Raw genomic sequence first — 13,380 nt, forward strand, 5'->3', positions numbered from 1 at the left:
TATGATTATTACACGTTTGACACTTAACAATTTCCGAGTATTTCGTGGAACCCAGGAAATTGACCTTGCCCCCAGAAGTAAAAAAATTGGGACATCAGGCAGTGCCCAACATCATCGCCCAATAGTACTTTTTGGTGGCCTCAATGGTGCTGGTAAAACCTCAATTTTAACCGCTATTCGCTTGGCGCTATATGGACGTCAGGCCCTAGGTAAAAACATTTCAGGAACGGACTATATCCATCAGCTAAGTGAACTCATTCACAAAGCCAGTGGCCCAGGCACTCAGGCAGAACGAGCTAGCATTGAGTTGGAGTTTATTTACAACCAACAAGGCAGTGCGCACACCTACAAGATCATCCGTGGCTGGAAAAGAGGGCAAAAAGATAAATTAACACTTGAGAAGGATGGCACAGCTCTGTCAGAACTCAGTTATGACCAATGTCAGGGTTTTTTGAATGAACTTGTCCCCACAGGTATCGCCGACTTATTTTTCTTCGATGGTGAAAAAATAGCGGAACTTGCCGAAGATGAATCGGGTGAAGTTCTGCAAACCGCTGTTCGTCGTCTACTTGGCTTAGATGTTATCGGTAAACTGAAAAGTGACCTTAGTATTTTTCTAAAACGAAAAGGCGTTGAAGGTGCCACCCAAAGCGTACATGCAGAGTTAAAGTCACTTGAACACAATTGTGACGCGCATAAAGCACGTAGCGAAAAACTTCGCCACATAGCTGATCAGCTAAAAGTCCAAATCACCTCGATACAAACCGATATTTCAGCAAAAGAAGCTCAGCTTTCAAGCCAAGGCGGCGCATGGGCACATTCCCGCGAGGCAGCCCAAAGCAAAGCCGACTTTTTAATAAAAGAAAAAGCTGAGCTTGAAAAACTCATTCGCCATGAGATGGAAACGTCACTCCCCATCGCCATCGCCCCCAAAGCCGTTGCCGCTTTACTATCGAAGTTAGAGCTTGAACAAAAGAAAAAACAGCAATTGCACTTTACAGAGGAACTTAATGGTTTCCTCGACACCTTAAAAGCACGTCTGAGTTTTGACTTGAATACCACGGCTCCAGTCGCAATGGCGGCCATTCATGACTGTTTTTCTGATTACCAGTTACAGATCCCTAACGACAAATTACTGTTTGATGTTTCAGAGCGTGAATTCAGAGAGCTAGATATTAAAGTGAATAGTGAAGCCAAAGCCTCTTACCGCCGCTTTACGCAAGCTCGTACCCGCCTAAGTAAACTCGAAGAAGAACTAGCACAAACTGCGGCCAATATTGCAAGAGCGCCAGCACAGGAACAGGTAGAAGGCCTATTCAATCAAGTCCGTGAGCTCGATAAGCAAAAGCAAAAGATCGTGATGGACTACCGCAATGTGCTCAATGAAGCGAAACAAGCACTGCGTGAAGCACAGGACATAAATCGTAAGATCCAGAAACTACAAGAAAAACACACGGCGCAAAGCAATGCTACCGAGGGCGTTGAAAATGCCCAAAATACTCTGATGATGCTCGAAGCGTTTGCAACCCGCCTCACAGCACTACGCGTTAGCCAATTAGAAAAAGAGTTTCTCAGTTCTTATCAGCGCCTAGCCCGCAAAGAAGATCTGCATTACCGTGCATCGATCAACCCCACTTCATTTGATGTGGAATTGATTGATGACAATGGTAACGTTTTGAACCGTAAAGCCATGTCTGCGGGAGAAAAGCAGATTTATGCTATATCTATTCTTGAGGCCCTAGGTAAAACATCAGGTAGAAATCTGCCAGTGATTATCGATACCCCGCTAGGACGTTTGGACTCAAAGCACAGAGATAAACTGGTCGAGCACTATTTCCCAGAGGCCAGCCATCAAGTAGTTATCCTCTCTACCGACACTGAGATTGATGAGTCCTATGTCGATAGTCTTAAAGACGATATCTCACATCGATTCGAAATCAGTTTTGACAGTGTCAGCCAATCCTCAAAAGTCGTTGAGGGTTACTTCTGGGGCCAGCAAACAAAGGATGCAATTTAATGCTACCGAATCGCATGAACCTGAATCAAACCACTGAAGAGCAGTTAAAAAAACTAAAGGCCAATACAGGAGTGACCCCGAATGTCTCGGCCAGAATTGCATTTTTCTGCTCGATTGAGTCTGATTTTCGCTATGCAGGCATAGAAGCCAAACTTAATGGCAGTTTAGTGCTTGATAAAATCACTTGGCTAGGCGATACAGCTGAGCTCACGGAATTACTGCTTAAAATGTACTACCCAAACCTAGATGCTAAACAATTACAGCAAGCTTGGGCGGCACATGTTGAGGATGGAATTGCAGGGTTGAGGAATCATAAGACACTATTAGAATTTGGGAATAATTTATCGAATAAACAATTAATTGCAGGTTAGCGGCATTGTATAATCTATACGCTAAAATGCTAGTTCACTAACTAATACGTAGTATCTCAAACTAGATCTGACAATTATCCTTTTTTAGTGGCGTCTGTCAGGTTAGATTTGTTAAATCAATTGAAGCTGGCTTTGTTTACGATAAAAGCCAACAAGTGCAGTTAAACGGTACGTTAAAGCTGGAAAAAGCCACCATGCTGGTATGGCCCAACTTACGACAGAGTAGCTGTTAAAGCAGCGTTATCTAGGTTTTCACGATCATGAGCTGTTGGTTACTTGGGCAGCTCACGTTGCCGTAGCGATAATATCTGAAAATAACTTCAGTTCTAATTCTCCAAAAATTAAGGTCTAGAAATGCCTGAACAAGTTGTAAAAACAGATAGCCACTTTCATAACAATGTTATTATTGCAGATAAACATACTTCGGAGCATCAAGATTCTGCCTCGAAAGAGCTGATTATCATAAAAAGCGAGCCGCAGAGCTCAAAACCATCATCAACAATTTGGGGTACTGATATAACTGCTGTTGGTTCTTTCTTAACCGTTATCTTTTCACTAGCTGTTGCTCTCTCAACAATTAGAAAATATTCAAAAGACTCCAAGCACCAGATTCAATTATTAGAACGTGACAAGCATTTAGACAGAGTGGCAAAGGCAAAGGAAAAGATTGAAAAGTTCTATGGGCCTTTAAATTCATTACTGGAAGAGTCGAGAGTTATTTACTCCTACTTTGCGTTAGAAGAAAAGAAAGAACTTAAAGCAGAAGGTAGTTACTTTAGAACATTAAGATTTCTTACTGATAAACCGGATAATACACAGCAAGGCTTGGATAGATTCAAAAAAAGTGATCAAGAACTCTTTAAACATATACTAAGCATTTCAGATAAGGTGATAAACCTTATTGAATCTCAAAGTGGTTATGTAGATAACCCAGCTTTGCATATTCTACTTGGAAAACTTGCAGCACATTATCGAGTAATAAAAACTGCGGCTGAAGGAAAACTTCATGGCCAAAGCGAAGCTCTGGAAAGTATTGTATTCCCATTAGAAATAAATGGTGCGATTAATAGTGAAATATCAAAGCTTTTGAGGTTAATAAAAAAAACAGATGACAAAAAACCAAAGGTTTTAAAAAATAGAACTATCGCTTTTTATGATACTAACGCAACTAGTTATTTCGACTCGACTATCGCGCTAGATATGGAAGAGATCTATAAAAAAGTACGAGCTTACGTCCCAAACGGTGGCAGTGTGCTAGATGCCGGTTGTGGCGTAGGTAGAGATACTCAATACTTTATCCGAAAAGGTTTTAAAGTTTTGTAATTCGACGCTTCATCAAAAATGGTTGAACTGTGCAACCAATACCCCTTCTCATTTTGTGAACAAAAGAACTTTACTGATATTGATTACCCATCTACCTTTGATTTGATCTGGGCATGCGCTTCACTACTGCACTTGAAACCATCCGAGTTTGAGGCCGCAATATCTAGACTATTAAGTGCATTAACATCTGGTGGGCATTTTTACTTTTCACTGAAAAAGCAGATTGATAACACAAAGGCTGCAGAGCGAGACTTTTACACGTATAGCAGTGATTATATACATGAGCTACTAGTTACCAGATATAAGTTAGTCAAAATTGAAGTATGGGAATCAGGTAGTATATTGAGTAACAATGAAACTTTTGTAAATTACTTATACAAAAAGCCCTCCTTATTAGGAATTCTTTAGCATGGGGCTTATTTTCATAGTGATATTTTATAATTCATTGTTAAATAAAATAATTATGATAAAAACAAAATCCTCTAGAACAAAGCAAAGCGTCAAGTTGTTCTTTTTTAGCTTTCGTTTGAGGATAATGGCCCGCCAAGGTTAAAAGTTGTGATTCTGCGAGCGCAACTTTGTTTACGATCATAATACATAGTATCAGCTATTAGATCCCATAAAATGTAATGCCAATCTTTCCTCAATAAATCTAAGTTGGCAGTTAAATGAATACTGACAGCGTCACCGATACCTAATCCACGTCCTAACAAAACTAAAGTTGCTTTTGCAAATACCCTTTTCCCTATAGGCCGAAATAACTGATAATTATTGTTAAGCTGGTATGTAGTGGGCCCTTGTGTCAGGATTTTTGTCACCCCTATTTTAAAGACACAGGGTGCGGCAAGAGAGTACGATATGGCTCGGTATTCACCATAACGTAAGGACTCGAACCTTAAAAATTATTACCGCCACACAATTTAACGTTCGCAAAGGTTGCTCGGGAAGAAAGCATTGCGGTGCTAAACTTGTATCGTTGGCGAGATAAAGCCAGAAAAGAAGGTCATCCCGTGTGCAATGGTCTAGAGTACATTTAAATATCTACTTATAAAGATATAAGATGTACTCTAGGTCAATGAAACTTATTCACGACTATCTAGTGAAGCAACTTTTACTACCTTAGCCCCTTGCTCAACAAAACCTCCTTCGTTCATATGCAAGCCCACAGATATACATTCGCCTTTTTTTAACTTGGCGAGCTCGTCCAACCATACTTTCCGACTAGTGCCTGGTACAGCTTGTTCTAGTAATTTTGCATAAGTCTGTATTTCAGTCTCAGCTGGTGCAAAGAAGAGTTTATGTGACGCTTGAAAAAGTCTGTCTTGCTCATCTTTGGATAACATACTTAGAGTTTGAGTGGCCAGTATCAGGGAAATACCATATTTACGACCTTCTGTAAGCATTTTCCCCAACGGACTTTCTAAGCGATGATCTAAGTTCTGTACCTCGTCTAGAACAATCGGGATTGGCTTAGACTTATTGCCGTAACTACAAGCATAAGAATATAAATCCCATAAGGTGAACTCTGTAGCTAGCTGCATGATATCTCTTGATAGCGATGCAAGCTGAACAATATTGGTGCGTGATGTACCATCATTAAAGATGGTTTGCCAATTCTGAGAAGTATCATTGTTGAATAATTTCGACTTCACCATAGGTGATAGTTTGTTGGCTAACGCTTCCCCCGTTCGTCCTGCTTCTCTCAAATCATCTAGCATACAGTCGAAATCATATTGTTTTCCATGGCGATGGACACCATCTTCTAACACATTAATCAATGTGGCTAGCTGCTGCTCCCCGATAGATGAATAGACTTGATTAAAGACGGAAGCAATACGTGCCGCAACGATATGGTCTTGTTCTTCTAGTATTACACCACCAAAATCTTGTTTCTGCTTTCTGAACGGCGATATTCCTAAAGGTTTTTGTGCAAGAAAATGGGATTTGGGGTTAACGAATCCATTGAACTCACTTTCCAAATGATTGGGCAGGAAGCCATTGGTATAATCTATGACTAAAGAATTGCAATTAGCTTTAGCCATTTCCATCAATAACCCTTGAATACAATAGGTTTTTCCTTGGCCAGAGCGGCCGAAAACGATTAAATGTCTGTTTGCTAAATCCTTATTACCATATTCCCAATAAACAGGCTTTAGGTTGTCAATTGCTCGCCCAATTAGGATTCTACAATCTTCAATATTAATATTATTTGCAGAATAAGAAGTTAATTCTTGTTCAACCATTTCAATATTGCTAAGTGGCTCACTATCATTTTTATTGTGTAAGTCTGATTTCTTAATGTCACTTAATGAAAAGGTACTAAAACCATCGGTCCGATTCGTTATTGATACTTGGTCAAAACATCTCTTTAATATATGTTCATGAATACATAGTTTATTTTTTGCGAGCTCAATAGCTTCAGCTCTTGTCGATGCTATACCTAATAATTCCCTGCAAATTTCAGCAAGCCCTGAATATCCGATTTCCCGCTGAGATACCAAGTTGTGCGCAAAGAAATAACTTTTTTTATAGTTTAAAGCATGAGTTTTCAATAGTGATAGATAGAAATATTTATTATTTTCCTTGTCTAAATGTCTATTCAAATAAGACTGAATTTTTTCACCCTCTATAATCCTCGATTCACTATCTACAAAACTAAAAGCAAGTTGTAATGTTTCCTCTATATCTATTTCCGTGAATGCGTTATTGATGTGTGAATAATGAGTTTCATCAACCCTTACGATTACACCGTCGGTTAATAATTTGTCTAAGTAGAATGCGGCATGTCCTAAAGATTGGCTCCTAATTTTAGAAGCTATTTCTATTTTAGATAAAGGCGAAAGGGAATGCTCGAAAAGTTCAATCAATACTGTTTTCTGAGACGCTAAACTAAAATTAGAAGCCAGGCTAACAGTATCAGCACCTGATTTACCATTAAAAAATATTCCTTCTGGCTCACCGTAAGCTCTTACGATATGCCTTACTAAAAAATAATCATCGGACAAGTTAGCTCGTTGATAAATATCAACTGATAAGTTGACTGATTCTCTTCCTGCATGTTTGCATTCATTTAACTTTGATAGCACTACACTTAAAATCCGCATTTTATCATCTTCGTTGATATTTAAGTACTTAATATGTCGATATGTGCCTCTACCACTTTGGTATACATATTCCTTATCTACGGCTCGCATGAGATTGGGTTCAAGTCGCTTTTCAGAATATTGAGAACTCGCTATCGACTTTGCATTAGCATGGGTTTGAATATTTGCCCATACATCTCCATTAGGGAAATCTAAAATGGCGTTAGTAATGCCTGGTACTTTTGCTAACGCTAGTGGTTTTATTTGATCATTTTCGATTAGTTGCAAGACTCCGTCTTGAATCCAAGTGGATATCTGGTTCTCTGCAACTGCAAGTTCAACATTCATGTTTTCATGTAAATGCCAAGATAAGTCTTCAATACTTGCAGGTGATTTGTTCCAAGCCCAAAACTCTTCCAATTCTGTCTTATTTAGATTGGGCGTTGTTACCTTTTTAATTTCGTTTTCATTGAGACCACAACAAACTTCTAAGAATGAATAGAAACTTCTGTTTGAACCAAAGTATGATCTTAGAGATGGGAATAGTGGCGATCTTAATTCGCTCAAACTACTTTTTGTGATGGCCCAGATAACTCTCGGGGATATGCTTAACTTCGCTATAAAATTTTTCTTAGCTTTATACTCGATTTGTCTAATTCTTTCTCTAGTAATGTCATAGCTTTGCCCAATCTCTTCCAAAGTTTCACTATTACAGTTAACTCCTAATCTTCGAGATAAAATGTCATTTTCTCTCGTTTTATCTTGTAAAAAATAATTTTGAAGATCACTAATTAAGTAATTTTCTAATTCATCTAATGGCAAATCAAAATCTTCGATTGCTACTATTTCGTCCGTTGAATTTACAGAGAAATAGTTTTTCTTTAATTTCTCGATAAACTCAAGAAACTTTCTTACCTTTCCTCTTCCAAATCCATTTATATTTTCTAGGGTTGGTATATCTATTTCCAATGTTTGGTTAATACTTAAATTCTCCCCAAATTCCCTAAGTAAGGTATTAACTAAAGCCCTATATTCACTAGTAACGTTTACCAAATTTAACTTTGATGAGTCATCATTTGTTGGTGCATGTGGAATAGTATTTTCGACATTATGATTTGATAGGAGATCTTTGAGACGGTAAAAAGATAATAAATCAGAAGATTCAAAATTCTCGATTTGTTCAAGATCATTTTCAGATAAGAAAAGTACGTCTGAAACGGAAATATCACGTTGGTAGAGATTTAGTAACTTTCCAACTATATCTGTTAAATGTACAGGGTATTCAAATTCAGCTTCTGGCCCCCTTTTACTTTGCTCAAAATTTGGTTCAATTGACTCACAACTTTCTATCGATGAGGAAGTTGTAGAGCACTCATCTTCATATTCACTCTTTTTTTCCTCGACTACGAAACTCTTCAATTCACTATTAAGTAAACTAAGCTTGCTTATTTCTGGATAAGCTGATCTATCTTTAAATTTTGAGAAAAGAGCTTGTATAGACTCTTCATGAAGCATTTTCACAAAAGCTTGTGGGAGTCTAACCTTAAGTACATTTAGTTCTTCATCCAACTCACTTTCTATTCGCTGACGCTCCATACCTTCATTAAAAGCTAAGGCAATTCCTTGTGGATAGTTAGAGATGTCACAAATATTGTAATTCCCCATCAACAAAGAGTCAGAGAGCTCATGTAAGTTTGAAAAATAACTTTCTGGAAAAACATTATACAACTCAAACTTATCGACTTGAGTAAGTATTTGCTGAATAAAAAGCGAGCGATATACCTTCCCTTTGAAAGTTTTTGGCCCTAACAACCTTTTCATGTGTTCAGATAACGCTTTCGCTTGTTGTATAGCTTTAGCAAAGTCAGTACCTGTTTTTCTTGATTTAACCTCAAGAGGAAGTAATACAAGTTCCTCATCCCTAATACCTACAAATAGTATATCGTCAGAAAGAGCTCCTTTAGACTTATTATGCAATCTTGCCGAAAAATCATGATCTCTTATTTCAAGACCGAGGTTTCCAGTAACCCTCAGCATTTCTCCAACGGATAAAGGAACCCAGGTAAGATCACTTGATAAGAGCAAGCTAGATAAAAACTTATAAGCAGCAACAATTCCTTGTTTTTCTTTAATTTGTTTTTCTGTGTTATCAGTTTTTTTCTTGCCAGACTCTTTAACTATATTCAATAACCATTGCCCATTAAGTGCATTGAAGGAATTGATCAATTCATCCGACTGGCTTTGCAATAAGTCTTTGTATAATCCAACTCGTGAAGATACCGTTATCGCATCATAGGCAACTGAGTTAGTGTATTGATCTGCATAATGAATTAATATAGTTTCTTTTGTATCAAAGAATTCCAACGTAACTTTAGGGTCGATAATACAAGTCCATATGCTAGTGTCATATGACTTAGATAAATGATGTCTAAAAGTATCCTGGACAGCAAGCACAGGAACATTGCCATGGATATATTTACCCGCCTTATCTCGATAAGCTAGCAACAACTGGTTGTATAAGGAAGCTAGTCGTATTGTAAAATTGTCTACTTTTACATTTTTCAATCCAAAACCAGTATAAAAAACCTCATTTTCTAAATATGAAGCTTCACCAGATAAAATGCCGTTACAAACAATCCCAGATTTCCCTGCACTTACATTATTTGAGCGCAATGTAACTTCTTCGATATTCTTAAAAAAACTTATATGAGCATAATCGTAATTATCGAATTCTCTCACTTTATGTACTGTTAGGTTTTTCCTGACTTTGAATATTAAGTCATCCAATACGGCTTCTTTATCTGAGTCGCTCAAACGAACCAACTCTCGTAATTCTTCTATTTTCCTCGACTCAGAAAACTCTTCAAATGCTGTAGTGAAGTACTTGTCGTCATACACATTCACTCGAATTTTCTTTAGCTTTCCTTTTGCTTTTTTATAGTAATTTAATATTCCTTTAAATACTTGTGTATTTTTCTGGTTATTTATTGAATTGATGATTAGAGGAGCATCTTCACTTTGCTGAAATAACATTTCAAAACATGTTACAAAATCCTGAACTTTCTCATATACTAAGGACGAAACATAGCTATCACCTGATTCTAATTGAGGTGCTATTTCAAGCCACAATTTGTTATGACTTAATGCTTGAGTTCTCACAAAACTTGAGTGTTCATCAAATAACACAGGCAATAAACCTCCTGCATTAAATTTATCTATGGTTGTCGCTGGTATCTGGCTAAACGAGTTGCCTTCATCCGTCATTCTTAGTTTTGCAAACTCAAAAGCATACGAGAGGCATAGCGGATGAAAAGGAGTAAAAAACTCTTCATTCACTTTGCGTATAATACCTATTTCAAGTAATTTTCGAGACTTATGAGCTAATGCTCCTTGAGGAATATTTATTAATGCGTCTTGAATGCTAGCCAATATATCTTCAACAAGACTAAGTAAAGACGCTGGCCAATTAGTAATAGAAATGAGAGTCTCATGCTCAGACAACCAAGAAAATAGAGCTTTATATGCCTTAGCGATACGAGGAAAATCATCTTCAATATCAGTAACATATAAGGTATTCGAAGCATTCTCATCGAAGAATAAAACTCCCCCGTCGAGCATTTTATATTCGAAGGAGCATAACTCTTTTGCTTTTACTGATAACTCTTTTTCTCTTCCAGATATTATCACTCTAGATGTTGTTGGCTTATATTTAGGAATTCTATCCTGACTAAATATATCTAAGCCTCTTTGGCTATCAAATAAACTTGGAAGTTTAACATTTTCGACAACTTTTGAACCAGTAATAACCATGGGCAGATGATATTCACCTGAAAGTAACTCAAAATCACCAATAACTTCATTTTCATCAGTATCGCGAAAATCGATGCACTGAAGGTCATCGCAATTGATTTCAGTATCAGCACAAGAAAAGGCATGAACGATGCTGCCATTTGGATTGATAAGCATCTTACCCTGAACATTTTCAAGAATAAGCTTCCCTTTATTTCTCTTTATTTCGACTTCTAACTTTTCAAAATAATTTTTTATATAAAATCGTTCTTTTTCGACAAAGCAACAATTGAATTGAAAACACTCTCTTTGAGATGGTCGATAAAGCTTTATTTGAATAAATATAGGTTGCCCATCAAATGGGATTCGCACATTCAGTGTTGAGTGGAGTTCGTGGTTAGAAGTATTTATTTTTATTTGATTCTGTTTTAAATCGCCATGAATTATTACTTCCTCAGCTTTGAGTAAGGGTTCACCTCTTAACATTTTTATTTTTAAATCAATATCCCTCAACTCGACTTCACCGATTAAGGATATATTTTTTCTAGCAGACAAGCTTCCAGAAAGTCTCTTCCATTCTTCTAGCTTACTCCCGTTAAGCTCAATTTCTGTAACATCTAGCTTCCTGTCTTTATTTTTTTCTATTTCAGCTTCAATATTTGAAAAGGTTTCATTTTTATACTTATCTCTATTTTGACGTAGAAAGTTCTCTGCAATATAACGCTCGCTTAAGCCCACATCTTCTAACTGCCGTTGAAGTTCAGCTGGGTCATCATTAAAGTCATTAACTCTTGAGCGTATTACTCTTGATAGACTATGATTTTTATCTAACTCTTTCTTCAACTCTTTTTCATTGTGAATATCTGATAATCTTGGTTCAAGAAATAATCCATGTTCTCTCAAGTCGATCTTGTCTTTATCAATCGAATAATAAAGAGGTTGATATCCAAATATACTTAGATTCTCATCTCTAATTTTCTGCTCAACATTGGCAACTAGGTATTTAAAAATTAATTCGTCTTTGTGACCTGAGCCTAATTTCACCAGAGCTTGATTAACATATTGTGGAGTGAACACACTTTCATTTAAGCTTACATCAGTGAATGTAGATGTCAGAGTCTCTAAAGAACTATTATTTATTACAAAGAGAACTGCATTATCAATATCATTGATAGCGTCCCTTACTCCGGCAATATAATCCTCATGGCTGCTATTTTTGTCTTGATCGCCCAAGTGATGAAGCATGACAATAATTTTCTTTCCATTATCGGTTTCAATATATTTTAAGCTTAAATCCCCAATAGTTATCGGTTTGAAATTAAGGACTTTAAAACCGTTGTACAACTGAAGAGATTGAGCAGGATTAGAACTAACAAAATGATATTTGGTATCAATAGAGTTTGATGCTTCTATATATTGACAAAATAATCTGGCCAAAAATTCCTCAAATAGTAGCTTTGACATATACTGCATCCCCGCTGTCACTTAGTTTTTCTATATTCCCGACATTTTCATAAAATTTCAGGAGTGCTTTCTTGGATTTTAAATCTAGCCAAATACCGCGCTCTTTTAACCCTTCAATTACATCATCAATAAGTAGTTTTTTTTGATTTGAGCAGCCAATTATCATGTTAGTAAGCAAGAGAAGGATGCTTGAATTTACCACGAAGTACTTTCCTGCAGCTTTACGATCAGCGATAAAGCCAGCTGCAAATTTTTTTTCAAATATTTCTATCACTCTTTTATTTGCAGTTTTACGAGAGCCTTTTTTAGAATTTTTTAATGATTCTTGAAAAATTTGTATTTGAAATGCAGCACCTGTATTTAGAGCCTTCTCAAAGGAATCATCAGGTTTATACTCTTCCCCAAATAAATGAGCCAACTCAAAATTAAATTTGTTTACTTTAGATGTATATTCGGTACTTTCTTCTTTGATAATCTCCCAGCTGGGTTTGCCAGATATTCGACTTAAGTAACCTAAAATAGGGAAAAGATTCGATGCAATTCCTCTTGTGCTGCTGAAAAAGTAATCATACCCATACTGATTGCATTCATGCCGTTCTCTACTAGCTCGTTCTGTTTCTAAAATGAAAAATAAGGGTTTAGATGTAGGGATGTTGTATCTATTTCCTGGCAGGCAAATATGAATGGTTAACTGTGTCAAATAAAGAAAACTATAAAGTTTTATAAAACTTTCCAGCTCGCTTAAAAAGTAACTTGGCTTAGTTGCTAATGTATGGAGGTCTTTAGTGAATGCTTCTGCTAAAAATGGCAAGTAAGTAGTTCTTTCTTCTTTGAATGGTATATGAACGCTAAGTTGATTTACTCTCTCTATTAGAAGTGTTTCTAATGCATTGTTGCCACTATGATTAGGTGCTTTTGGCAGTGAAGAAATTAATAAGCCACGAACAATGTTAATCATTGTCTCAGTTCTAGATGTTAATGTGTCTTGAGCTGCAACAAGGTAAGCTAAAGGAGTGATTTTTCTAATGGCGTTTGAGGATAAATATAACTCGTCAATAATATCCACTAGCTCTCTGGTATCCCTTGCACTACGAAAACCGTCTAATATCTCTTCCCTTAGTTTTTCTTTATCACGATCACCCATTGACAATTGGAAGAGATCTTCCATCAAAACTTGATATACACGCTCCCAATCCAATTTGTGATCTTTTAAGGTTTGAGGACCAATTGGTAAATATTGTTCTGCTTTGTTGCTATAGGCGGAGTCGTTGTTGTCTTCTATGCTTTTTTTTACAAACGATATTGATGAATCTATAATAGTGAAATTATCCAA

Annotated in this window: 5 protein-coding genes and 1 pseudogene; 4 read left to right on the top strand and 2 right to left on the bottom strand. The window is 36.7% G+C overall.

The annotated features are described in order from the left end of the window. The first annotated feature begins 1 nt into the window (after position 1). From dndD to AC5YB3_RS01715, 4 genes and pseudogenes are all read left to right on the top strand, one after another. Entirely contained in the window at positions 2-2,017 is a 2,016-nt protein-coding gene (dndD, locus tag AC5YB3_RS01700) for a DNA sulfur modification protein DndD (protein ID WP_393940497.1), read from the top strand. Then, positions 2,017-2,388, top strand: a complete 372-nt coding sequence (dndE, locus tag AC5YB3_RS01705; RefSeq protein WP_393940500.1) for a DNA sulfur modification protein DndE — start codon at positions 2,017-2,019, stop codon at positions 2,386-2,388. Before dndD ends, dndE begins: the two co-directional genes overlap by 1 nt. Positions 2,389-2,742: 354 nt before the next feature. Continuing rightward, complete coding sequence (locus AC5YB3_RS01710) at positions 2,743-3,711, top strand: hypothetical protein (RefSeq protein WP_494526436.1); 969 nt, start codon at positions 2,743-2,745, stop codon at positions 3,709-3,711. Positions 3,712-3,726: 15 nt separating this feature from the next. Continuing rightward, a pseudogene (locus tag AC5YB3_RS01715) lies at positions 3,727-4,119 on the top strand (class I SAM-dependent methyltransferase); the annotation flags it as partial. Between the two features lie 674 nt (positions 4,120-4,793). Here AC5YB3_RS01715 and dptH read toward each other — a convergent pair. Both dptH and dptG read right to left on the bottom strand, forming a co-directional pair. Continuing rightward, a complete protein-coding gene (gene dptH / locus AC5YB3_RS01720; RefSeq protein ID WP_393940505.1) occupies positions 4,794-12,047 on the bottom strand; it encodes a DNA phosphorothioation-dependent restriction protein DptH in 7,254 nt (2,417 codons plus the stop codon). Continuing rightward, a complete protein-coding gene (gene dptG / locus AC5YB3_RS01725; protein WP_219233676.1) occupies positions 12,028-13,380 on the bottom strand; it encodes a DNA phosphorothioation-dependent restriction protein DptG in 1,353 nt (450 codons plus the stop codon). The genes dptH and dptG overlap by 20 nt, the downstream gene beginning before the upstream one ends.

This window comes from Shewanella sp. 1311 (genome assembly GCF_059338235.1).